17 protein-coding genes and 1 tRNA gene are annotated in these 24,591 nt (G+C 72.4%); 13 read left to right on the top strand and 5 right to left on the bottom strand.

The features are described from left to right. Positions 1–216 precede the first annotated feature (216 nt). Positions 217–2,721, top strand: coding sequence for an aminopeptidase N (gene pepN, locus IF27_RS23645; protein WP_052851867.1), 2,505 nt, complete (start codon positions 217–219; stop codon positions 2,719–2,721). On the opposite strand, the gene IF27_RS23640 is transcribed toward pepN, so the two are convergent. After that, entirely contained in the window at positions 2,711–3,385 is a 675-nt protein-coding gene (locus tag IF27_RS23640; RefSeq protein WP_052851756.1) for an NAD(P)-dependent oxidoreductase, read from the bottom strand. The genes pepN and IF27_RS23640 overlap by 11 nt on opposite strands. 91 nt (positions 3,386–3,476) lie before the next feature. Between IF27_RS23640 and IF27_RS23635 the strand changes: the two genes are divergently transcribed. The 4 genes from IF27_RS23635 to pyk all read left to right on the top strand — a co-directional run bounded on the left by IF27_RS23635 (position 3,477) and on the right by pyk (position 8,638). Next, positions 3,477–3,860 (top strand): winged helix-turn-helix transcriptional regulator, encoded by a 384-nt coding sequence (locus IF27_RS23635; RefSeq protein WP_052851755.1) that lies wholly within the window; start codon positions 3,477–3,479, stop codon positions 3,858–3,860. Positions 3,861–4,103: 243 nt separating this feature from the next. Next, positions 4,104–5,651 (top strand): pyridoxal phosphate-dependent decarboxylase family protein, encoded by a 1,548-nt coding sequence (locus IF27_RS23630; protein ID WP_052851754.1) that lies wholly within the window; start codon positions 4,104–4,106, stop codon positions 5,649–5,651. After that, a complete protein-coding gene (locus IF27_RS23625; protein ID WP_110946188.1) occupies positions 5,648–7,114 on the top strand; it encodes a lysine N(6)-hydroxylase/L-ornithine N(5)-oxygenase family protein in 1,467 nt (488 codons plus the stop codon). Before IF27_RS23630 ends, IF27_RS23625 begins: the two co-directional genes overlap by 4 nt. A gap of 90 nt (positions 7,115–7,204) precedes the next feature. After that, complete coding sequence (gene pyk, locus IF27_RS23620) at positions 7,205–8,638, top strand: pyruvate kinase (RefSeq protein ID WP_052851753.1); 1,434 nt, start codon at positions 7,205–7,207, stop codon at positions 8,636–8,638. Positions 8,639–8,904: 266 nt separating this feature from the next. Here the strand turns inward: pyk and IF27_RS23615 are convergent, their stop codons facing one another. Further along, positions 8,905–9,429, bottom strand: a complete 525-nt coding sequence (locus IF27_RS23615) for a P-loop nucleotide/nucleoside kinase family protein (RefSeq protein WP_052851866.1) — start codon at positions 9,427–9,429, stop codon at positions 8,905–8,907. 732 nt (positions 9,430–10,161) lie between these two features. Further along, positions 10,162–10,244: transfer RNA gene (locus IF27_RS23610), tRNA-Leu, on the bottom strand. A gap of 95 nt (positions 10,245–10,339) precedes the next feature. On the opposite strand from IF27_RS23610, the gene IF27_RS23605 reads away from it, so the two are divergent. The 6 genes from IF27_RS23605 to IF27_RS23580 all read left to right on the top strand — a co-directional run bounded on the left by IF27_RS23605 (position 10,340) and on the right by IF27_RS23580 (position 16,910). Beyond that, complete coding sequence (locus IF27_RS23605) at positions 10,340–11,044, top strand: ANTAR domain-containing response regulator (protein WP_052851752.1); 705 nt, start codon at positions 10,340–10,342, stop codon at positions 11,042–11,044. A 420-nt stretch (positions 11,045–11,464) separates the two neighbouring features. Then, positions 11,465–12,685, top strand: a complete 1,221-nt coding sequence (locus IF27_RS23600) for a branched-chain amino acid ABC transporter substrate-binding protein (protein WP_338058222.1) — start codon at positions 11,465–11,467, stop codon at positions 12,683–12,685. A 103-nt stretch (positions 12,686–12,788) separates the two neighbouring features. Beyond that, positions 12,789–13,712: a branched-chain amino acid ABC transporter permease gene (locus tag IF27_RS23595; RefSeq protein ID WP_052851750.1), complete on the top strand. Its 924-nt coding sequence runs from the start codon at positions 12,789–12,791 to the stop codon at positions 13,710–13,712. Next, positions 13,709–15,166 (top strand): branched-chain amino acid ABC transporter permease, encoded by a 1,458-nt coding sequence (locus tag IF27_RS23590; protein ID WP_052851749.1) that lies wholly within the window; start codon positions 13,709–13,711, stop codon positions 15,164–15,166. Before IF27_RS23595 ends, IF27_RS23590 begins: the two co-directional genes overlap by 4 nt. Continuing rightward, positions 15,163–16,146, top strand: coding sequence for an ABC transporter ATP-binding protein (locus tag IF27_RS23585; protein ID WP_052851748.1), 984 nt, complete (start codon positions 15,163–15,165; stop codon positions 16,144–16,146). The genes IF27_RS23590 and IF27_RS23585 overlap by 4 nt, the downstream gene beginning before the upstream one ends. Then, a complete protein-coding gene (locus IF27_RS23580; RefSeq protein WP_052851747.1) occupies positions 16,143–16,910 on the top strand; it encodes an ABC transporter ATP-binding protein in 768 nt (255 codons plus the stop codon). The genes IF27_RS23585 and IF27_RS23580 overlap by 4 nt, the downstream gene beginning before the upstream one ends. A 17-nt stretch (positions 16,911–16,927) precedes the next feature. Here the strand turns inward: IF27_RS23580 and IF27_RS23575 are convergent, their stop codons facing one another. Together IF27_RS23575 and IF27_RS23570 are read right to left on the bottom strand one after the other, a co-directional pair. After that, a complete protein-coding gene (locus tag IF27_RS23575) occupies positions 16,928–17,434 on the bottom strand; it encodes a PaaI family thioesterase (protein ID WP_052851746.1) in 507 nt (168 codons plus the stop codon). Between the two features lie 22 nt (positions 17,435–17,456). Continuing rightward, the gene (locus IF27_RS23570; RefSeq protein WP_052851745.1) at positions 17,457–19,739 is read right to left on the bottom strand and encodes an FdhF/YdeP family oxidoreductase; all 2,283 of its coding nucleotides are present in this window, start codon (positions 19,737–19,739) and stop codon (positions 17,457–17,459) included. Between the two features lie 99 nt (positions 19,740–19,838). Here IF27_RS23570 and polA point away from each other — a divergent pair, with 99 nt between their 5' ends. Further along, complete coding sequence (polA, locus tag IF27_RS23565) at positions 19,839–22,541, top strand: DNA polymerase I (RefSeq protein WP_052851744.1); 2,703 nt, start codon at positions 19,839–19,841, stop codon at positions 22,539–22,541. 203 nt (positions 22,542–22,744) lie between these two features. After that, entirely contained in the window at positions 22,745–24,280 is a 1,536-nt protein-coding gene (locus IF27_RS31650; protein WP_223291185.1) for a lytic transglycosylase domain-containing protein, read from the top strand. Positions 24,281–24,591: the final 311 nt, after the last annotated feature.

Raw genomic sequence — 24,591 nt, 5'->3', positions numbered from 1 at the left:
GGCTTTGGACTGGACCAATCCTGTTCCGGTCGTCGCGCCGCCCGCCGCCGTCGGCACATGCAGCCGACCGCACGAACTTCCCGAGCCGCGTGTCACGTACCGCGCCCCCTGTGATCCGTGCGACCCGTGCGGCACCCCCGGCCCCCTGCCGACCCGCCGGTGGCCACGGGCCAACTCACGTGCGCCCCCGGACACCCGTACGGCAGCATGATCCCCATGCCTTCACTGACCCGCGTCGAAGCGGAAGCCCGCGCACAGCTCCTCGACGTCCACCGGTACGCGATCGACCTCGACTTCACGCGCGGTCCCGACACCTTCGCCTCCGAGACCGTCATCCGCTTCACCGCGCTCCGGGCGGGCGACACGTTCGTCGAACTGGTCCCCGAGACGCTCCACGGCATCACGCTCGACGGCCGCACGCTCGACCCGGCGGCGCTCGCGGACGGGCGCTACCCGCTGGCCGGACTGACCGAGGGGGAGCACGAGCTGCGCATCGCCGCGGACATGCGCTACTCCACGACGGGTGAGGGCATGCACCGCTTCACCGACCCCGCCGACGGGCTCACCTACCTCTACTCCATGTGTTGTATGACCGAGGGGCCGAAGGTCTTCCCCTCCTTCGACCAGCCCGACCTCAAGGCCGTCCTCGACGTGACGGTCACCGCGCCCGCCGACTGGACGGTGCTGGGCAACGGGGTGGCCACCCCCGTCGAGGGCGAGCCGGGCCGCTGGCGCTGCGCCACCACGCCGCGCGTCAGCACGTACCTGATGGCCGTCGCCGCCGGTCCATACCACTCCGTGCGCACCGAGCACGCCGGACTGCCCTTCGGTATCCACGCGCGCCGCTCGCTGGCCCCTTACCTCGACAAGGAGGCCGACGAGATCCTCGACATCACGCGGCGCTGCTTCGACCGGTACCACGAACTCTTCGACGAGCCCTACCCGTTCGACTCCTACGACCAGGCGTTCGTGCCCGAGTTCAACGCCGGGGCGATGGAGAACCCGGGGCTCGTCACCTTCCGGGACGAGTTCGTCTTCCGCTCCGCCGTCACCGACACGGAGCGCGAGGTGCGCGGCGTCGTCATCGCGCACGAGATGGCGCACATGTGGTTCGGCGACCTCGTGACGCTGCGCTGGTGGGACGACGTGTGGCTGAACGAGTCCTTCGCCGAGTACATGGGCTACCAGGTCCTGTCCGAGGCCACGGCGTACCGGCCGTGGGCCGAGTTCGCCACCGTGCGCAAGCCCTGGGGCTACGAGGTGGACCAGCGGCCCTCCACCCACCCCGTCGCCCCGCGCGCCGAGGACGTGCCCGACACCGCGTCCGCCTGGAACAACTTCGACGGCATCTCGTACGCCAAGGGCGCCTCGGCGCTGCGGCAGCTCGTCACCTGGCTCGGCGAGGACCGCTTCCTCGCGGGCATCAACGACCACATCACCCGCAACCGCTTCGGCAACGCGACGCTCGCCGACTTCATCGACGCGATGGCGCGCGCCTCGGGCCGCCCCGTCGCCGACTGGGCCGACGCGTGGCTGCGCACCAGCGGCCCCGACACGCTCGACCCGGCCGTCACCGTCGAACCGGTGGCCTGGCACCTCGACGTCACGCACACCGGCGGGCGCCCGCACCGCCTGCGCGTCGGCCTCTACGACACCGAGCCCGCCAACCCGCAGGCCAGTGTCGCGCGCGCGGTCACCGACATCGAGCTGACCGCCGAGGACGGCACGACGCGGCACACCTTCACCGGGCCGCGGCCCGACCTCGTCGTCCTCAACGAGGGCGACCTCACCTACGCCAAGGTCCGCCTCGACCCCGAGTCGTGGGACACCGCGCAGCGCGTCCTGTCCACCCTCGGCGACCCGCTGACGCGCGCCGTCGTGTGGAACGCGGCGCGCGAGATGGTCCGCGACGGCCTGCTGTCACCGTTCGCCTTCCTCGCCGCCGCGCGCGGCAACCTGCCAGGCGAGCCGTCCAGCGCCGTCCTGTCGAGCGTGCTGCGGTTCGCCCGCACGCAGCTCGCCGACCGGTACGTGCCGCTCGCCGACCGCCCGCAGGCCCTCGCCGTCCTGACGGCCGTCACCGACGACATCCTGGAGCGCACCGCCGACGGCTCCGACCCGGCCCGCCGCCTCGTCGCGGTCCGCGCCGCCGTCACGGCCGCCACCGAGCCCGGCACGATCCGCCGCTGGTGGGACGCGGGGACCGTGCCTGGCGGGCCCGCGCTCGACCCGGAACTGCGCTGGATCCTGCTCCAGCGGCTCGCCGTACTCGGGGCCACCGACGCCGCCGAGATCGACGCCGAGGTCGCGCGTGACCCCGGCGCCTCGGGGCAGGAGGGCGCGGCGCGCTGCCGCGCCTCCCTGCCCGACGCGGAGGCCAAGGCCGCCGCCTGGGACGACCTGTTCGACCCGGCCGACCGGCTGTCGAACTACCTGTTCGCCGCGACCACCGAGGGCTTCTGGCAGCCGGAGCAGCGCGACCTGCTCGCCCCGTACGTCGAGCGGTACTTCCCGGCTGCCGTCGCCGTCGCCGGGCGGCGCGGCCACTCGCTGGCCACCACCGTCGCCCGCTCCGGGTACCCGCGCGGCTTCACGGACGAGGGGACGGTCGCGCTGGCCGAGCGCTGCCTCGCCGGGGACGACCTGCACCCGGCCCTGCGGCGCTGGCTCGCCGACCAGGTGGACGACGAGCGGCGGGCGCTGCGGAGCCTCAGCCGGTGACGGCCAGGTGGGTGTGCCGGTGCCGCGGCCTCTCCGCCTCGTCCAGCAGGGCGACGGCGAAGTCCTGGTAGGAGATCCGGTCCGCGGGATCGCCGTGCGCGGCGATCCCGTACCGGCCGGTGCGCACGCCGTCGTGGTCGAAGTCCCCGGCGGGGCTGGCGTACAGCCAGTCCACGTCGGCGCCCTCCTGCCGCAGGACGTCCAGGCCCTTCCGGTGCGCCAGCACGAACGGCATGAACTCCTGCGGCAGTCCCATGGTCTCCAGCAGCGGCCTGCCCTCCGGGCCGGGCAGCAGCGACGCGAGGCCGACGACCAGCAGCCGCCGTACGCCGCCCGCCCGTACGCCCGCGAGCAGCGCCCGGGACGACGCGGTGAAGAACGCGTCCGGGTCCGTCCCCGGGCCGTACACCGCCGCCGCGCTGATCACCACGTCGGCCCCGGCCGTCAGTTCGGCCACGCGGGCGGCGTCGGTGGCGTCGCCCGCGACGAGCCGTACGCTCCCGGCCCGCCCGCCGCCGTCACCCGGCGCGTCGTCGGCGAACGCGTCGGCGTGCGCCGCCGGGTCCCGTACCACCGCCGTCACCTCGTGCCCCCTGGCACGCGCCTCCGCCACCGCGCGCCGCCCGGCCCTGCCCCCGGCGCCCCACACCACGAACCCGCTCATCCGTTACCTCCGACAGTCGTTCCTGCCGCCGGACCGTAGCCCCACCCCCGGTACCCCAGGGGATACCGGCGTACGGGCTACCGTGGAGCGCATGAGCGAACCGCTGCGGCGCGACATGTTCGAGGAACTGTGCCCGTCCGTTCTGCTGCCTCTGCGGTTCACGGACAAGTGGGCACCGCTCGTCCTCGTCTGCCTCGCGGACGGCCCGCGCCGCTTCTCCGAACTGCGGGTGCCGCTGCACCGCACCACGGCGAAGGTCCTCACGCACACGCTGCGCGCGCTCCAGCGCGACGGGCTGATCACCAGGACCGAGCGCCCCGGGCCCACGCCCCACGTCGAGTACGCCCTGACGCCGCTGGGGCGCGGGCTCCTCGAACCGCTCGCCGTCGTCTGCGCCTGGACCGAGAAGCACTGGGAAGAGCTGATGGCCGCCCGTGAGGCGTACGCGGAGACGACCGCCGCCGCGCGCCCCTGACGCCCCGCCACCGCCTTCCCCTTCGGACCCGCCGGTCCCACCCGTCCCACGGCTCACCGCCGTGTCTCCCGCCGTTCCTCAGACATCTGTTCGCGCTTCCCTCCTTCGGGGGAACGGCCGCGCAACGGGCGCCCCTCTCCCGCCCGCGCGGCATACGTTGTGCGCGCCGTCAGCCGTTCGGCCCAGGCACGGCCCGCACCGCGCACCGTCCCCGACCGCCCAGATCCCGGAGAGTGACCCGCCATGTCCGCGCCCGCCCCGCCCGACCCCGCCGCGCTCGCGGGCGGCACCGCCGGGTCCCGCGCCCTGCGGCCGTTGGTGGACACGGTGCTCACCGCCCTCGCCGACGGCGCCGCCACCCGCTGCGGCCCCCTCCCGGAGGGCGGGCCTGGCGCCGTCTCCCGACGCCTCGCGGAACGCTGCGGGCCCGCCCTGCCCGAGCACGGGCTCGGCACCGACGAGGCACTGCGCACCCTCGTCCTCGCCCTCACCGAAGGCGCCGCCGACCCGGCGGACCCCCACTGCGCGGCCCACCTCCACTGCCCGCCACTCGCCGTCGCCACCGCCGCCGACCTGGCCGCCTCCGCCCTCAACCCCTCACTCGACTCCTGGGACCAGGCCCCGGCCGCCTCCGCCCTCGAAACCCAGGTCACCGCCGAACTCGCCCGCCTGGTCCACCCCTCCGGCCGCGCCCCCGACGCCCTGATCACGACCGGAGGCACGGAGTCCAACCTCCTGGCCGTCCTGCTCGCCCGCGAACGCTTCCCCCACCTCCCGCCCCTGACCGTCCTGTGCGGGGCGAACGCCCACCACAGCGTCCACCGCGCCACCTGGATCCTCGGCCTGCCCGCCCCCCACGTGCTCCCGACGCCGCGCGGCGTCCTCGATCCCGTCACCGTGCACCAGGCGCTCGACCGCCTCGACACCCTGCGCTGCGACCCCGGCCCGCCCACCCCCGCGCTCGTCGTCGGCACGGCGGGCACCACCGACTCCGGCGTGATCGATCCGCTGCCCGCACTCGCCGACACCGTCGCCGCGCACCGCGACCGCCGCCCCACCCTCCTCCACATCGACGCCGCGTACGGCGGCCCCCTCCTGCTCAGCCCTCTGCACGCCCCACGCGTCGCCGGGATCGAACGCGCCGACAGCGTCACCCTCGACCTGCACAAACTCGGCTGGCAACCCGTCGCCGCCGGGCTGCTCACCGTCCCCGACACCGCCGCGCTCGCCCCCCTCGGCCACCGCGCCGACTACCTCAACGCGGACGACGACACCGCCGCGGGACTGCCCGACCTCCTCGGCCGCTCCCTCCGCACGACCCGCCGCCCCGACGTCCTCAAGACGGCCGTCACCTTCCGCGCCCTCGGCCGCGCCGGACTCGCCCGCCTCATCGACGCCGTCTGCGCCGCCGCCCGTGACCTCGCCGCGCTGATCGACGCCCACCCCGCCCTCACGCTCCAGGCCGAGCCGACGATCAGCACCGTCCTCTTCCGCCCCGCGGGCGCGACCGACGGACAGGTGGCCGACCTCCGCCGCGACCTCCTCACGGACGGCCGCGCCGTCCTCGGCAGGGCCCAGGCACCCGACGCCGACGGACGCCCTGTCCTGTGGCTCAAGGCGACCCTGCTCAACCCGCATGTCCAGGGCGGTGACCTCGCCGCGCTGCTCAAACTCGTGCTCGACCGCCACACCCACCGCACCTCACACCCCGCCAGCACCCCCAGCGCCTCCCCACCCTCCGCCCGCCCGCGCCCGCAGGCGGACAGCGCCCAAGGACCCGGCTCCCCATGACCCCCACCGACCCGACCCGCCCCCTCGACCTGGCCGGAATCGGCATCGGCCCGGCCAACCTCTCCCTGGCCGCCCTCGCCCAGCCGACCGGACTGCGCGCCGCCTGGTTCGAACGCGAACCCGCCTTCCGCTGGCACCCCGGCCTCCTCATCGAGGACGCCACCCTCCAGGTCCCCTTCCTCGCCGACCTCGTCACGCTGGCCGACCCCACCAGCCGCTGGAGCTTCCTCAACTACCTGCGGCACACCGAGCGCCTCTACCCCTTCTACTTCTCCGAGCGCTTCCACAGCCCGCGCGCGGAGTACGACGCCTACTGCCGCTGGGTCGCGGACGGCGTGCCAGGGCTCCACTTCGGCCACCGGATCGACGGCGTCCGCTGGGACAGCGGCCACGCCGTCTTCGAACTGGCCGTCACCCGCCTCACGGACACCGGGGAGACCCACCACGTCACCCACGCCCGGCACCTGGCCATCGGCATCGGCACCGCGCCCCACATCCCCGGACCGCTGCGCCACCTCACCACCCAGGGCCCCGGCCCCGTGCTCCACTCCGCCGACTACCTGGGCCGACGCGACGCGCTCCTCGCGGCAGGCCACGTCACGGTCGTCGGCTCCGGCCAGTCCGGCGCCGAGGTCTTCCTCGACCTCCTCCGCCGCAGGCCCGAGGGCCTCGACGGCCTGCACTGGCTCAGCCGCAGCCGGGCCTTCGCGCCCATGGAGTACAGCAAGCTGGGCCTCGAACACTTCACGCCCGACTACACCCGCTACTTCCACGGGCTGCCGGAACCGGTGCGCGACCGACTGGTGACCGAGCAGTGGCAGCTGCACAAGGCCATCGACCACGACACCCTGGCCGCCATCCACGACGAGCTGTACCGGCGCACGGTGGGCGGTGGCTGGCCCGACGCCGTCCTCCTCCCCGGCGTCAGCGTCTCCGGCGGCCGGTGGACCGGCGGCCGACTGCACCTCGACCTCCACCACTGCGAACAGGACCAGGAGTCCCGCCTCGCCACGGACGCCCTCGTCCTGGCCACCGGCTATCGGGAACGGCCGCTCGACCCGCTGCTCGGCGCCCTCGCGGACGCCGCGCCGCGCGACACCGCGGGGCGCCTGCTGGTGGACGACCGGTACCGGCTGACGCTCGCCCCCGACGTCTCCGGCAGCGTGCACGTGCTCGGCGCCGAGCGCCACACGCACGGTGTCGGCACCCCCGATCTCGGACTGGTCGCCCACCGGGCGGCCGTGATCCTCAACACACTGACCGGCGGCGCGCGCTATCCGCTGCCGGTCAGGACCGCTTTCACCGCATTCGGGCTGCGCGGGGCGCACGCGGGCGGCGGACGGCGGCGTGAGGCGGAGTTTGCCGTTCCGCCCGAAGGGCAGGCTCTCCCTCGCCAATACCGGAACACCGGCTTTCCCGGCCTCGCCGATAAAGCTCAAAAGAGCGAGGGTCCGCTCATTTAGCGAATTTGTCGGCCTCTCGTTAAAAGGAAGCCGCCTAGTGGTCACTTCCGGATAGCTCCCTACTGGCTGGTAACTCCTACAGTTGGCCGTATGCGCCGAGCAAAAATCGTCTGCACACTGGGGCCGGCCACCGACTCGTACGAGCGCATCGCCGCGCTGGTCGAGGCTGGTATGGACGTGGCCAGGCTGAACCTGAGCCATGGTGCCCACCGCGAGCACGAGCTGCGTTACCAGCGGGTACGCCGGGCCGCCGCGGAAAAGGACCGCAGTGTCGGAATTCTGGCGGATCTCCAGGGCCCGAAGATCCGGCTCGGCAGCTTCCGTGAAGGCCCCGTGCTTCTCGAATCGGGCGACGAATTCACCATCACGACGGACGACGTCCCCGGTGACCACACCCGCTGCGGCACCACCTACGCCGGTCTCACCGGCGACGTCTCGCCGGGCGAGCGGATTCTCGTGGACGACGGCCGGGTCGCCCTTCAGGTGACCGCGGTCGAGGGCGCCGACGTCCGTACCACCGTGGTCGAGGGCGGCCTCGTCTCCGACCACAAGGGGCTCAACCTCCCGGGCGTCGCCGTGTCCGTGCCCGCGATGTCCCCCAAGGACATCGACGACCTGCGCTGGGCACTGCGCGTCGGCGTGGACATCATCGCCCTGTCGTTCGTCCGCAGCGGCGACGACATCAAGGACGTGCACCGGGTCATGGCCGAGGAAGGGCGCTTCCTCCCTGTCATCGCGAAGATCGAGAAGCCCCAGGCGGACGAGAACCTCGCGGACATCGTCGGCGCCTTCGACGGCATCATGGTCGCCCGCGGCGACCTCGGCGTCGAGGTTCCGCTCGAAGCCGTCCCGCTGGTGCAGAAGCGTGCCGTCGCCCTCGCCCGCCGCAACGCGAAGCCCGTCATCGTCGCCACGCAGATGCTGGAGTCGATGATCGAGAACTCCCGGCCCACCCGCGCCGAGGCCTCTGACGTGGCCAACGCCGTCATGGACGGCACCGACGCGGTCATGCTCTCCGGCGAGACCAGTGTCGGACGCCACCCGATCGAGACGGTCGCCACCATGGCCAGGATCGTCACGGCGGCCGAGGAGGTCATGCTCGCGCGCGGCCTCGCGCCGCTGACCGAGGAGAACAAGCCGCGTACCCAGGGCGGCGCCGTCGCGCGGGCGGCGGCCGAGATCGGCGACTTCCTCGACGCGGCACTCCTGGTCGCCTTCACCCAGAGCGGCGACACCGCGCGCAGGCTCTCCCGCTACCGCTCCCCGATCCCCGTGGTCGCCTTCACACCTGACCCGGCCACCCACGCGCAGCTCACGCTGACCTGGGGCGTCGAGACCTATCTCGTCCCGACGGTGCGGACCACCGACGAGATGGTGACGCAGATGGACGAGCAACTGCTCCGCCTCGGCCGCTGCCGCCAGGGCGAGATCGTCGTCATGACCGCCGGATCGCCTCCCTCCACCCCCGGGACCACCAACCTCGTGCGCGTCCACCACGTCGGCGAGGACGACTCGCCGCGCTGACGGCCCCGCGCGCGTACCTGGGGCGCCCCGGCCGCCATGCGCGACCGGTCGGCGCCCCTCGTCATACCGGGGCGCGGCGCGGGTCTCCCCGCGCCCTCCACAGTCGCCACCGGACGACCGGGGGAGCGCCCTTCCCGCCACGGCCGCCGCCAGCGCGGCGCCGATCCGTCCGTCGGCCCTGGCGTGTCGCCGAAGGGCCCGCCCCCGCCCCGCCGACATCTCCGACGCCCGACCCCGCCGGGGCTCGTGCGGCCAGGGACGACCGGTCACCGGAACGACGGCCACCGATCGGCGGCCCACTCCGGCCAGCCGGGCCACCCAGGCGGCGGGCTGTCCACCTCCTGGCCGTCGAGTTCGGCGGCGTCGGGCTCCTGGAACAGCGCCCGCCAGCGCACGAGGTCCGCCTCGCTCATCGGGAAGGTCCCCTCCGGAGCGGTGGACCGACGGTGGGCGATTCTCGCCCGCTGGGTGTCCAGGTCCACCGGCACGTACACGAGCCGGGCGGACGCACCCGTGGACGCCGCCAGCCAGCGGATCGCGGACCTCTCGTCGCGGGACCAGCACCCGTAGTCCAGGACCACTCTGGTTCCCAGGCGCAGCACCTCCAGGGCGAGCCAGAGCAACCGTCCTTCCAGCACATCGCGCTTCCCGTCCGCCTCCGGCTCGCCGAACAGGGGGATCATCCACTCGTCCGGTGTCAGCCGCAGCGCGCCGTGCTCGGCGGCCAGCTCTCGGGCCCTCGTCGTCTTCCCGGCCCCGGGCAGGCCGACCATCAGGAACAATGTCGTCACGCCCATATCGTGCTCCCCGGGAAACGCCGCAGCACCACCCGGGCTCCGGCGGCGGGAGGCCGCCCCTCGGCGACCGCAGGACCGGTGCACCCCGCGTTCCCGGCATGCGCTCCGCCGGGGCGGTCGAGGGCGCCCGGACGTCGGCGTGTGTCCTCGACCTCGCCAACATCCTTGTCCGGTGGGGGTACTTCGACAGATCGGTCAGGACCGTCAGGTCCGCCCCGTCCACGGGGCCCTGCGGCCCGATGGACGTGTGATCCCGGGCCCGGTGCGTGCCGCTTCCCGGCCATGACGCCCCGGACGGCGACGGGGGACGGCCGTCCGCCTCGCCCGCCGGTCGGCCTGGCAGCCCGTCAGGGCTCCGCGCCTTGACCCGACTTCCGCCGATCGGGACTGGCGGTGGCCCCGGCGAGCGCGCCGTCCGGCTCCCGTATCCGTGGACGGCGCAGCGGTGTCCTCCTGCCGCGCGCACTCCCCATTCCTTGGCGGCTGCAAAGACGCCGCCGCCACCGCAGGAGCGAGGCCGGTCGTGAGGACGTCGGCAGGGCCGACGCACGCGCGGCATATCGGCCGCCGACCGGAGGGGCCGAGAGGGACGGTGGATCCGAGCGAACCACTCCGGTGGGTGAAGCTTTCCCGTAGTCATGCACTCAACGTAGCCAATGAACACGGAGAGTGACGGGATTCGCCTGGATGTTCACCCGTACGAGTGGGGTGGGGGGCCGTCCACAGTGCCGGGTGCGGGATTCGAACCCGCAAGCCCTTTCGGGCAGAGGTGTTTGAGACCTCCGTGTATGCCATTCCACCAACCCGGCCGGACAAGTGGCCCCCGGAGTCTACCGGCTCAGCCCGAACAGCGGCGAGTGGGTACTCTCGTGGGTGCCCCATCTGGCAGGAAACGAGGAGCAACGTGAGCACCCCCGACGCCCCCGACGAGCCCACCACCGCCCCCGATGCCGCCGCCCCCGCGGAAGAGGGCACCCCGGCCGCGCAGGCCGACTCCGCGCACGTCCCGCCGCTCACCACCCGTGTCGTCATCGCCGAGGACGAGGCCCTCATCCGCCTCGACCTGAAGGAGATGCTGGAGGAGGAGGGCTACACCGTCGTCGGCGAGGCGGGGGACGGCGAGCGCGCCGTGGAGCTGGCGCGAGAGCTGACCCCCGACCTCGTCATCCTCGACGTGAAGATGCCGGTCATGGACGGCATCTCCGCCGCCGAGAAGATCGCGGGCGAGGGCATCGCGCCCGTCCTCATGCTCACCGCCTTCTCCCAGCGCGACCTGGTGGAGCGCGCCCGCGACGCCGGGGCGATGGCCTACCTCGTCAAGCCGTTCAGCAAGAGCGACGTCGTCCCGGCCATCGAGATCGCCGTCTCCCGCTTCACCGAGCTGAAGTCGCTCACCGAAGAGGTCGCCGACCTCTCCCAGCGCCTGGAGACCCGCAAGCTGGTGGACCGCGCCAAGAGCGTCCTCCAGACGCAGTACGGGCTCAGCGAACCGGCGGCGTTCCGCTGGATCCAGAAGACCTCCATGGACCGCCGCCTGTCGATGCGTCAGGTCGCCGAGGCCGTCATCCAGGACGCCGAGGAGAAGCGCCAGAAGCAGCAGCAGAAGTGACCGCGGGGCGGCCGGGAGGCCGGGGGAGGGCAGGCCGGGCGGACGCCGCCCACCCCCGCGATCCGGTCGCTCTCCGTCACGGATTCCGGCCGGACGTGCCGCCGGACGCCACAGCCGTCCTCCGATGTCGTGGGGCAGTTCATCCGGAGATGCCATCCCCTGGCCGCTGATGTCACGGAATTCCGCAACAGATCACCCTTCTTCCCGCCGAAGCGCGCCCGGGTCCCGCGACCCGGGCGCGCTCCTCCGTTTGCGTACAGTCGCTGGTCCGGGATGAGTCGATCTTGGCCGGAACGTCCGTTGACCGGTCAGTCATGTTCTGTTTCCGGCATGTGGCAGAGGTCACGAGGCGATCACATCTGTCCCTTCGGAGTGTTCGCGCCGCGTGAAGGGCAATAGATTCCGCTGCACGCCGCACCGGTGTGCCTGCGCGCATGGGAGCTGTGCGGTGACGACACGTCTGGCTCGCTCCAGGGGGTTTTTGAAGTGCTCAGCAAAACCATCGTGAGGCTGGCGATACCCGTCGCGGCCGGCGCGCTCGTACTCACCGGATGCGGTGGCGACGAGGGTGGGGGCGGGACGACGTACAAGATCGCCTACCAAGGCCCCTTGTCCGGACAGAACGTCGGTCTCGGCGAGAATATGCAGAACGGTATTCAGCTCGCCATCAACGAGGCGAACGACTCGGGCGACTACGACTTCGAGATCGAGTACGTCCCCGCCGACGACCAGGGTTCCGAGACCCAGGCGACCACCGCCGCGCAGAGCGCGATCGACGACCAGGACGTCATGGCCGTCGTCGGCCCCGCCTTCTCCGGCCCGGCCAACATCTCCGCGCCCCTCTACGGCGAGGCGGGTCTCGCCGCGGTCTCCACCTCGGCCACCAACCCGACCCTGACCGAACAGGGCTTCCCGACCTTCCTGCGGGCCGTCCCGAACGACAGCGCCCAGGGCGCCGGGATGGCTGAGTTCCTCGCGGCCGAGGGCGTGGGGTCGGTCGTCGTCGTGGACGACGTCAGCCCGTACGGCGAGGGTCTCGCCGACGTCGCCGAGGCCGGGCTCTCCGAGGCCGGTGTCACGGTGGAGCGCCAGAGCATCCCCGCCGACACGGTGGACTACAGCAACGCGGCGCGCAACATCGTCGAGTCCGGTGCCGAGGCCTTGATCTACGCGGGTTACTACGAGGCACTCGCCCCGTTCGCCACGCGGCTGAGCGAGGCCGGTTTCGAGGGCATCGGCGTCTCGGGCGACGGCTCCAACGACGACGAGCTGATCAACCTGGCGAGCGACGCGGTGGAGGGCTGGTACCTGACCTGCCCGTGCACCGACGCCACCCAGGAGGAGAGCACCCAGGCGTTCGCCGAGCGCTACGAGGAGGAGTTCGGCATCCCGCCGGGCACCTACTCCGCCGAGTCGTACGACGTCACCAACATGATCATCGAGCAGATCGCCGGCCTCAACGGCGACGTGAGCCGCGAGTCGGTCCACGAAGCCCTCGCCGGCGCTGAGTACGAGGGTCTGACCAAGACCTTCTCCTTCGACGAGCAGGGTGAGTTCACCCAGCAGGCGATCTTCATGTACCAGATCGAGGGCGGCGAGATCGGCTACGTCGGCGCCATCGAGGAACTGGTCGGCGGCTGACAGGCACCGCAAGGACCCGGCCGGTGGGGCGGCGTGCGACCCCCTCCGCCCCACCAGGCCCGTCTTCCCCGGCAGCCGCTCGTTCCCACAAGGAAGTCAGCCCATGTCCCTTTCCGACATCTGGGACGTCCTCGTCCTCGGGGTGGTGCTCGGCTCGCTCTACGCCGTCATCGCCATCGGTTACACGCTTGTCTACGGTGTGCTCCAGCTGCTGAACTTCGCGCACAGCGAGGTCTTCATGGCAGGCGGATTCGGCGGCGTCATCGCGCTCACGATCTTCGAGCCGACCGCCGACCCTTCCGGAATCCAGTCCGTCGTCTACATCCTGCTCGGTATCACCGCCGGTGCGGCGCTGGGCGGATTCGTCGCGTTCGGTCTGGAAAAGGCCGCATATCTGCCGCTGCGCCGCCGTAATGCCCCCCGTCTTGTCTTCTTGATCACCGCCATCGGCGCCTCGTTCTTTCTGTACAACCTCGCAGGCAAGCTTTTCGGGCGTTATCCGATACCGATGCCGTCGATGTACGAGAACCGGCGGCTGTTCACCGTCTTCGGCGCCCCGGTCAGCGTCACCCAGTTCCTGATCGTCGTCGTCGGTGTCCTCATGCTGGTCACCGTCGATTTCGTCGTGAACCGGACGAAGCTCGGCTCGGGCATCCGCGCCGTCGCCCAGGACCCGGAAGTCGCCTCGCTGATGGGCGTGAACATCGACCGTGTCGTCTCGCGCACCTTCGTCCTCGGCGGTCTCATGGGCGGCGCGGCCGGGTTCCTGTTCGGCACGAACCTCCAGGTCGATTACACGATGGGCTTCCTCCCCGGGATCACCGCCTTCTCCGCGGCCGTCCTCGGCGGCATCGGCAACGTCCGCGGCGCCATGCTCGGCGGCCTCACCCTCGGCATCGTCGAGTCGTTCACCGTCGAGATCTGGGGCGACGCCTGGCGCTACGTCGGCGGCTTCGCCGCGCTCGTGCTCGTGCTGATGCTCCGGCCCACCGGCATCCTCGGCGAGCGGGTCGGGAGGGCCGCATGACCACCGACACCTCCGTACGCGCCCCGCTCAGCGCCGCGGCCCGCCTGCGCCACCGCAAGTGGTACCAGCAGCCCCGCTGGAAGCGCCTGTTCGCCATGGTCGCCCTGGCCGTCGTGCTGACCCAGGCGATCGGCGTCCAGGGCGTCCGCGGCGACATCTTCTTCGCGCTCCAGGAGAACTTCACGGGCGTGCGCCTGTGGGTCTGCCTGGCCATCGCCGTCACGATCTGGGCGGTCCGCGAGTTCGGCGCCGACGTCATGGCCCGCTACTCCGCCGCCCTCCGCGTGGAGACGGACCGTCCCGTCGAACGCCCCGCGGACGTCCCGCCCGCCGAAGGACTCTCGCCCAGGACCGCGCACGTCTGGCTCCCCGCCACCGTCGCCCGCTCCGTCAAGCTCGCCACGGCCCGGTTCCGCCAGAACGCCACCTACCGCTGGACGGCGCTGGGCGCGCTGCTCGCCTTCCTGGTCCTCCTGCCCCTGATGGTCAGCACCCTGTGGCAGCAGGTCCTGGTGGACCAGATCGGGATGTACGTCCTGGTCGCCATCGGCCTGAACGTCGTCATCGGCTGGGCGGGCATGCTCGACCTCGGCTTCATCGCGTTCTTCGCCATCGGCGCCTACAGCGCGGCCTTCTGGACCGGCGGCCTGCCCGTCGAACCGCCCGTCGAGCTGAACAACTTCCTCGTCATCCCCGTCGCCGTCGTCACCTGCCTCATCGCCGGTGTCCTCCTCGGCGCGCCGACCCTCCGGCTGCGCGGCGACTACCTGGCCATCGTCACCCTCGGGTTCCACGAGATCGTCTACCTCGTCGCCAGGAACTGGTCGGACTTCACCGGTGGCACGCGCGGCGCCCCCAACCTGGACCGCTTCTCCATCGACCTGGGCTTCTGGTCCTATCAGTGGAGACTCGACCCGGCCCCCTACTACTGGCTCCAACTCGTCTTCATCGTCGTCATCGTCGTCCTCTTCCTGCGGCTGGAGCACTCGCGCGTCGGCCGCGCCTGGACCGCGATCCGCGAGGACGAGGTCGCCGCGGCGGCGACCGGCGTCAACACCGTCAGGTTCAAGCTGCTCGCCTTCGCCATCGGCGCCTCCACCTCGGGCGTCGCCGGAGTCGTCTACGCGGGCAAGCAGGGCTTCATCAACCCCGAGCAGTTCATGGTGATGATGTCCGTGCTCGCCCTGTCCTACGTGGTCTTCGGCGGTATGGGCTCCCTCGCGGGCGTCATCCTCGGCACGGCGATCCTCGTCTGGCTGCCCGAGTTCCTCCGGGACATCGTGGCGCCCGAGGACCGCTTCCTGTACCTCGGCGGCCTGCTGGTCGTCATGATGATCTACCGCCCGCAGGGCCTGCTGCCCTCCCGCCGACGCCAGCGCGAACTGCGCATGGCAGAAGAGGGCTCGGGCGGGGCCGACGCGCTGGGCGCGCAGCCGGGAGGAGTGCGGGGATGACCACCGAGATGCGCGACGCCGCACAGGCGGCCGACACCGCCGAAGGGGACCTCGTCCTCGACACGTCGAACGTCACCCTGCGTTTCGGCGGCCTGACCAGCCTGGACTCCGTCGCGCTGCGCATGCGGCGCGGCGAGATCCTCGCCGTCATCGGGCCGAACGGGGCGGGCAAGACGTCGCTGTTCAACTCGCTGACCGGCGCCTACGTGCCGCAGGAAGGCACCATCACCTACCGGCCGAAGGCGGGCGGCGGCCACGAGCTGCGCGGCCAGAAGCCGCACCGCGTCAGCCGCCTCGGCGTCGCCAGGACGTTCCAGAACATCCGGCTGTTCGGCGCCCTGACCGTGCTGGAGAACGTCAAGATCGCCGTCGAGACACGGCAGCGCACCGACGCCCTCTCCATCATGCTCGGCCTGCCGGGCGCGCGCCGCGACGAGCGTGAGAGCGACCGCAAGGCGCACGAGGTGCTGGCGTACGTCGGCCTGGAGAACCGGATCAACGAGCTGGCCTCCTCGCTCAGCTACGGCGAGCAGCGCCGCCTGGAGATCGCCCGCGCCCTCGCGACCGCGCCCGAGGTGCTGCTCCTGGACGAGCCCGCCGCGGGCACCAACCCCACCGAGAAGCGCGATCTGGAACTCCTGATCCGCCGCATCAACAGCGAGCTGTCCGTCAGCGTCCTGCTCATCGAGCACGACATGCGGCTCGTCATGGCGGTCGCCGACCGCGTGGTGGTGCTCAACTTCGGCAAGAAGATCGCCGAGGGCACGCCCGCCGAGGTGCAGCGTGACCCCGCCGTCATCGAGGCGTACCTCGGTGCCTCCGCCGAGGAGGACGCCGCGGCCGTCAGCGAGATGGTGGACGCGCAGGCCGCGGCCGACCTGCCCGCGCCCCGCACCCCCGAGGACCCGGGCCCCGCCCCGGAAACGACGGGGACGGACGGCACGGGAGAGACCGACGGCAGCAAGGAGGACGGGTCGTGAGCACCCGACTGGAGAAGGAGCCGGGCCAGGCCACCGCCGCCGAGGCGGGCCCGCCCCTGCTCGAACTGCGCGACCTGCACGTCTACTACGGCGCCATCGAGGCGCTGAAGGGCGTCAGCCTCAGCGTCGGGCAGGGCGAGGTCGTCGCCCTCCTCGGCGCCAACGGCGCGGGCAAGTCCACCACGCTGAAGGCCGCGTCCGGCATGATCGGGCCCCGCTCGGGCCAGGTCCTGCTGCACGGCGAACGCGTGGACGGCATCGCCTCGCACGAACTGGTGCAGTTCGGCATCGGCCACGTCCCGGAGGGCCGCCGCGTCTTCGCGCGCATGACCGTCCTGGAGAACCTCAAGATCGGCGCCTACCGGCTGCGCCGCCCCGACCCGGCCGACCTCGACCGCGTCTTCACGCTCTTCCCCCGCCTCGCCGACCGCCGCAAGCAGGTCAGCGGCACGCTCTCCGGCGGCGAGCAGCAGATGCTGGCCATCGGCCGCGCCCTCATGGGCAAGCCGGAACTGCTGCTGCTCGACGAGCCGTCCATGGGGCTCGCCCCGCTGATCGTCCAGCAGATCTTCGAGATCCTGCGCGAGATCAACTCCCAGGGGACGACGCTGCTGCTCGTGGAGCAGAACGCGTCGCAGGCGCTCCAGCTCGCCCACCGCGGGTACGTGCTGGAGACCGGCAGCGTCGTCATGTCCGACGCCGCCGACACCCTCCTGTCCGACCCGCGCGTGCGGGCCGCCTACCTGGGCGAGGCCATCGAGTGACGTGACGGGGCGGCACGTCAGACGACGGGCGGGGCACCGGCTTCCGGTGTCCCGCCCGCCGACGTCTGCTGCGTCGCGGGACGCAGCGCGCAGGTCAGCCGCGCCGTGCACACGCGCTTCCCGCGCTCGTCGGTGAGGACGATCTCGTACGTCGCCGACGTCCGGCCGGTGTGCGCGGGCGTCGCCACTCCCGTCACCAGCCCCGACCGCACCGGGCGGTGGTGCGTGCAGTTCAGGTCCACGCCGACCGCGACCTTGTTGGGCCCCGCGTGCAGCATCGCGCCCACGGAGCCCAGCGTCTCCGCCAGTACGGCGGACGCGCCGCCGTGCAGCAGCCCGTACGGCTGCGTGTTGCCCTCGACCGGGATCGTGCCGACGACCCGCTCCGCCGACGCCTCCGAGACCCGCAGCCCCATCCGGTCGCCGAGCGCCCCGGCGGAGAACAGCGCGTGGAGATCGACGCCGAGGGCGGCCCACTGGTCGAGGGTGGCGGGCGGGAACCTGGTGGCGGACGGTTCAGTCATGCCAGCGTTCTACCAGGTCCGCTCAGCGGTCCGCCGCCGGGGTGAGCCGGACGACCACGGACTTGCTCGCCGGGGTGTTGCTGACGTCGGCCGTCGAGTCGAGCGGCACCAGCACGTTCGTCTCCGGGTAGTAGGCCGCCGCGCAGCCGCGCGCCGTCGGGTAGTGGACGACGCGGAAGCCGGGCGCCGTCCGCTCGCTGCCGTCGGTCCACTCGCTGGTCAGGTCGGCCAGGTCGCCGTCCGCGAGGCCGAGTCGCGCCGCGTCCTCCGGGTGCACCATGACGACGCGCCGCCCGCCCGTCACCCCGCGGTAGCGGTCGTCGAGGCCGTAGATCGTGGTGTTGTACTGGTCGTGCGAGCGCAGGGTCTGGAGCAGCAGCCGCCCCGGCGGCACCCGCGGATATTCGACGGGGGACGCCGTGAAGTTGGCCTTGCCGGTGGCCGTGGGGAACGTACGGCTGTCGCGCGGGCCGTGCGGCAACGTGAACCCGCCGGGCGCCGCGACCCGTTCCTCGAAGTCCTCGAAGCCGGGGATCACCCGCGCGATCCGCTCACGGACGCGCCGGTAGTCCGCCGCGAACTCCTCCCAGGGCGTCGCGCTGTCCGCGCCCAGCACCCGCCGCGCCAGGCGGCTGACGATGGCGGGCTCGGACAGCAGCCCGGGGCCGGCGGGCCGCAGCCGTCCGCGTGACGCGTGGACCTTGCCCATGGAGTCCTCGACCGTCACGAACTGGTCGCCCGACGCCTGCGTGTCCCGCTCGGTGCGCCCCAGCGTCGGCAGGATCAGCGCCCGGGTGCCGGTCACGCAGTGCGAACGGTTCAGCTTCGTCGAGACGTGCACCGTGAGGCGCGCGCGGCGCATCGCGTTCTCCGTCACCTCCGTGTCGGGGCTGGCCGCCACGAAGTTGCCGCCCATGGCGAAGAACACCTTCACCCGGCCGTCCCGCAGCGCGCGGATGGAGTCCACCACGTCGAGACCGTGCCGCCGGGGCGGCGCGAAGCCGAACTCGCGCTCCAGCGCGTCGAGGAACGCGGCGCCCGGCTTCTCGTAGATGCCCATCGTGCGGTCGCCCTGCACGTTGCTGTGCCCGCGCACCGGGCACACACCCGCGCCGGGCCGCCCGATGTTGCCGCGCAGCAGGAGGAAGTTCACGACCTCCTTGATCGTCGGCACCGCGTGCTTGTGCTGGGTGAGCCCCATCGCCCAGCAGACGACGACGCTGCGCGACGCCAGCACCATGTCCAGCGCCTGTTCGATCTCCGCGCGCGTCAGGCCCGTCGCCGCCAGCGTCTCGTCCCAGTCGGCCGCCCGCGCCGCCGCCGCGAACTCCTCGAAGCCGTGGCAGTGCTCGCCGACGAACGCCGTGTCCACCGCCCCCTCGCGCTCCAGCAGCAGCCGGTTCAGCAGCCGGAACAGCGCCTGGTCGCCGCCGATCCTGATCTGGAGGAAGAGGTCGGCCAGCGCCGTGCCGCGCCCCGTGAGGCCGCGCGCGGTCTGCGGGTTCCTGAACCGTTCTAGCCCCGCTTCCGGCAGCGGGTTCACCGAGATGACGCGGGCGCCGTGCCGCTTCGCCTCCTCAAGTGCGGAGAGCATGCGCGGATGGTTCGTGCCCGGGTTCTGCCCCGCCACGATGATCAGCTCGGCCTGGTGCAGGTCCTCCAACTGCACGCTGCCCTTGCCGATGCCGATCGTCTCCACCAGCGCGGACCCCGACGACTCGTGGCACAGGTTGGAACAGTCGGGGAGATTGTTCGTGCCGAACTCGCGCGCGAAGAGCTGGTAGAGGAACGCCGCCTCGTTGCTCGTACGGCCCGACGTGTAGAAGACGGCCTCGTCCGGCGAGTCCAGCGCCCGTAGCTCCTGCGCGACCAGCTCGAACGCCTCGTCCCAGCCCACCGGCTCGTAGCGCTCCGCGCCCTCCGGCAGGTACATGGGCGTCGTCAGCCGCCCCTGCTGCCCCAGCCAGTAACCGGAACGGCCCGCCAGGTCACCGACCGTGTGCTCGGCGAAGAAGGCGGGCGTCACGCGCCGCAGCGTCGCCTCCTCGGCGACGGCCTTCGCGCCGTTCTCGCAGAACTCCGCCGCGTGCGGCTTGCCCGGCTCGGGCCAGGCGCAGCCCGGACAGTCGAAACCGTCCGGCTGGTTCACCCGCAGCAGCGTCAACGCGGTGCGCCTGACGCCCATCTGCCGCTGCGCCGCCCGCAGCGCGTGCCCGACGGCGGGCAGCCCGGCCGCGGAGTGCCGCGGCTCGCCGACCTCCGGGTCGTCCTGCGCCGGGTCGGTCGAGGGGGGCCTGGCCGCCATCGGTGTTCTCCTCGCATGGGGCGACGTCGCATGAGGGAATCCCCCGATCCTGCCACGGGCTGGACGGGAGTGTCAGTGGCCCGTGGGAGGATCGGAAACGTGGCTGAGAACGCATCGAAGACGACCGCCCCGCCCCGCCTGCTCCTGCTGGACGGGCACTCGCTGGCGTACCGCGCCTTCTTCGCGCTGCCCGCGGAGAACTTCACGACCGCCGTCGGCCAGCCGACGAACGCGATCTACGGGTTCGCCTCGATGCTCGCGAACACCCTGCGTGACGAGGCGCCCACCCATCTCGCGGTCGCCTTCGACGTCTCCCGCAAGACCTGGCGTTCCGACCGGTACCCGGAGTACAAGGCCACCAGGTCCGCGACGCCCGACGAGTTCAAGGGCCAGGTCGAACTGATCGGTGAGCTGCTGGACACGATGCGTGTGCCGCGCTTCGCCCTCGACGGGTACGAGGCGGACGACGTCATCGCCACGCTCGCCACCACGGCCGCGGGCGAGGGCTTCCACGTGTCGATCGTCACCGGCGACCGGGACGCGTTCCAACTGGTCGGCGACAGCGTCACCGTCCTGTACCCCACCAAGGGCGTCTCCGAGCTGACCCGCTTCACCCCGGACAAGGTCCTGGAGAAGTACGGCCTGACGCCCGCCCGCTACCCGGACTTCGCCGCGCTGCGCGGCGACCCCTCGGACAACCTCCCCGGTATCCCCGGGGTCGGCGAGAAGACCGCCGCCAAGTGGATCAACCAGTTCGGCTCCCTCGACGACCTGCTGGAGCGCGCCGACGAGGTGAAGGGGAAGGCCGGGCAGAACCTCCGCGACCACCTCGAATCCGTCCGCCTCAACCGCGTCCTCACCGAGCTGGTGCGCGACATCGACCTCGGCTGCGGTCCTGCCGACCTGGCGCGCGAGCCGTACGACCGTGACGCCCTCACGGTCCTGCTGGACGCGCTGGAGTTCCGCAACCCGAGCCTGCGCGACCGGCTGTTCGCCGTCGATCCGGCCGCCCAGGAGGACGAGAAGGAGGTCGCGGCCGGTGTCGAGGTGGAGGGCACCGTCCTGACGGCCGGCGGCCTCGCCCCCTGGCTCGCGGAGTACGCGGCCGAACCCCTCGGCATGGCCACCGCCGACGCCTGGAAACTCGGCGCGGGCACCGTCCACGCCGTCGCGCTCGCCACCGCGACCGGCCCCGCCGCCTGGTTCGACCCGACGCAGCTCGACGAGACGGACGAGCGCGCCTTCGCCGCCTGGGCCGCCGACGCCGGGCGCCCCAAGAGCCTCCACAACGCCAAGGCCGTGCAGCGCGTCTTCGCCGAGCACGGCTGGCAGGTCGCGGGCATCACCATGGACACCGCGCTCGCCGCCTACCTCGTCCAGCCGGGCCGCCGCGCCTTCGGCCTCGACGCGCTGAGCGTCGAGTTCCTCGGCCGTGAACTGGCCGCGCCGCCCGAGGAGCACGGGCAGCTCGCCCTCGGCGCCGACGAGGCCGCCGAGGCGGACGTCCTCATGCGGCACGCCCGCACCGTCCTCGACCTCGGCGACACGTTCCTCGGCCGGCTGACCGAGGTCGGCGCGGCCGGGCTGCTGACCGACCTCGAACTGCCCACCTCCGACCTCCTCGCACGGATGGAACGGGCCGGTATCGCCGCCGACCGCGCCTGGCTGGAGCGGATGGAGCAGCAGTTCGCCGTGGCCGTGCAGCAGGCGGTGGCCGAGGCCCACGCCTCGGTGGGCCACGAGTTCAACCTCGGCTCGCCCAAGCAGCTCCAGGAGGTGCTGTTCGGCGAACTCGGCCTGCCCAGGACGAAGAAGACCAAGACCGGCTACACCACCGACGCGGACGCCCTCGCCTGGCTCGCCGCCCAGACCGAGCACGAGCTGCCGGTCATCATGCTCCGCCACCGCGAGCAGGCCAGGCTCCGCAGCACGGTGGAGGGCCTGATCAAGACGATCGCCTCCGACGGCCGCATCCACACCACCTTCCAGCAGACCGTGGCGGCGACCGGCCGCCTGTCCTCCACGGACCCCAACCTCCAGAACATCCCGGTCCGCACCGACGAGGGCCGCGCCATCCGCCGCGGCTTCACCGTGGGAGAAGGCTTCGAGTGCCTGCTCACCGCGGACTACAGCCAGATCGAACTGCGGGTCATGGCCCACCTGTCGGAGGACGCCGGGCTGATCGAGGCGTTCACCTCGGGCGAGGACCTGCACACCACGGTCGGCTCCCAGGTCTTCTCGGTCCCCAAGGACCAGGTGGACGCCGAGATGCGCCGCCGCATCAAGGCGATGAGCTACGGCCTCGCCTACGGCCTGTCCGCCTTCGGCCTCTCGCAGCAGCTGTCCATCTCGCCCGACGAGGCACGCGGCCTCATGGACACCTACTTCGAACGCTTCGGCGGCGTCCGCGACTACCTCCAGCACGTCGTGGACGAGGCCAGGGCCACCGGCTACACCGAGACCGTCCTCGGCCGCCGCCGCTACCTGCCCGACCTCACCAGCTCCAACCGGCAGCGCCGCGAGATGGCGGAGCGCATGGCGCTCAACGCGCCCATCCAGGGCACCGCGGCCGACATCGTGAAGATCGCCATGCTCCGGGTGGACACGGCGCTGCGCGGCGAGGGGCTCGCCACCCGCATGCTGCTCCAGGTCCACGACGAGATCGTCCTCGAAGTGGCGCCCGGCGAACGCGAGCGCGTCACCGAGCTGGTGCGCCGCGAGATGGCCGACGCGGCGCATCTGCGGGCCCCGCTCGACGTGTCGATCGGCGCCGGGACGACCTGGGAGGCCGCCGCGCACTGACAGCCCCGGTTTCCCCTACCGCCACTCCGGATACGCCTCCGGGTTCTGGCCGGGGGAGTACCTCCTGTCGTACTGTCATCCGTCAACGGGCAAGAGCCGCACGTGAGTCGCAGGCAGTGACCAGACGAAAGGGACGGCGAGTGGGGTTGCGCATCGGCAGGATCCGGCGGGGGATCTCTGGTTCCGCGGTCGCCGCGGCGGCGATGGCCGCGCTGACCGCCTCCCAGGCTTCCGACGTACTGAGCACGGATTCCACAGGCCCGCAGGAGACCCCGTCCGGCACCCTCGCCGCGGAGCCCGACGCGCCGGGCACTCCTGGGACCGGCGAGGCGGGGGCGGGTGACCTGCCCTATCACACCGACCTGCCGCCGCTGGACACGGTGGAGCCGGGCACCCCTGACGGGCGCCAGGGCGGCGGAGGCCCGCTCGGCGGCGGTGAGTCGGGCATACCCGCCACGGTGCTGGACGCCTACCGTTCGGCGGCCACCACCGTCGGCGGGACGACCCCCGGGTGCGGTCTCACCTGGGAACTGCTCGCCGCCATCGGCAAGGTGGAGTCGGGTCACGCGCGCGGGGGCGACGTGACGGCCGACGGCACCACCAGCTCTCCCATCCTCGGCCCGGTGCTCAACGGCCAGGGCTTCGCCCAGATCCACGACACGGACGGCGGCGCCTGGGACAGCGACACCGTCTACGACCGTGCGGTCGGTCCGATGCAGTTCATCCCCTCCACCTGGGCGAGCTGGGGCGCGGACGGCAACGGCGACGGGGTCTCGAACCCCAACAACGTCTACGACGCGGCGCTCGCGGCCGGTGACTACCTCTGCGCCTCGGGCCGCAGCCTCGCCGTGTCCGCGGACCTCGACCGCGCGATCCTCAGCTACAACCACTCGTGGGACTACGTCCGCACGGTCCGTTCCTGGCTGGAGTACTACCAGCGGGGTGTCCACGAGGTGCCGGACGGCGAGGGCGGTCTGCCCCACAGCCCCGGTGCGGGCAACCCGGCCGGTGACGGCAGGCCCGCCGGTCCGCAGCGCCCGGCCGGGCCGCCCGCCCCCGGCGGCGACGGTGGCGAGCGCCCCGGCGGCCCCGACCGGCCGCGTCCCCCGGCCGAGCCGGAGGAGCCCGAGGAGCCGCAGGGCCCCGGACAGCCCGGCGGACCTGGCAAGCCGCAGAACCCGGACACCGGGAACCCCGGCCCCGGCAGCCCGACGGACCCCACGGACCCCACGGACCCCACGGACCCCACGGACCCCACGGACCCCACGGATCCCACTGATCCCACGGATCCGACCGACCCGACGGATCCCACTGATCCGACAGATCCCACGGATCCGACCGACCCGACGGATCCCACTGATCCGACGGACCCGACAGATCCCACGGACCCCGAGTGCCCGATCGATCCGACGGACCCGACGGACCCGACCGATCCGACGGACCCGACCGATCCGACCGACCCCACCGATCCGACCGACCCGACGGATCCCACTGATCCGACGGACCCGACGGACCCGACCGATCCCACTGATCCGACGGACCCGACCGATCCCACGGACCCGACCGACCCGGGTGAGGGCGAGGGGGAGGACGACTGCGGTGACCCCGAGGACCCGACCGACCCTGACGAGGACGGGGAGGACGGGGAGGAAGAGCCGGGTGACCCGGCCGACGAGGACGAGGACGGGCAGCCCGGGACGGTGACCGCTCTCGCGGCGCTCTCCCGACGCGCCGTCTGACCGTGGTCGGCCCGGCTCGCCGGGCCGACGCGGCGGTGGCACGAATCCCCCGGAACCGGGCGTTCCGGGGGATCGGGCCCCTGGGAAGCGCCACCCGTGCCACTCCGGACGGACGACACATGCCGGATTTGGCCCGATAGCGCCCCTCGTGGGGCGAACCGCGCATTGACCCCGCTCCGCTGCGCCCGTATGCTATAAGGCGCGCCGCGGGCCTGCGCGCCTCAGACGGAGCAGGACGCGCTCGCAATTGCTGTAGTCCCCTCGGTTGTCGAGGTGCTACCGGCTCCTGGACCCTCACGGGTCCCGGTGCG

The sequence above is a fragment of the Streptomyces avicenniae genome (genome assembly GCF_000719135.1).
GTDB lineage: Bacteria > Actinomycetota > Actinomycetes > Streptomycetales > Streptomycetaceae > Streptomyces > Streptomyces avicenniae.
The sequence above is the reverse complement of the archived record's forward strand: the minus strand, read 5'-3'. Positions and strand labels throughout refer to the sequence as shown.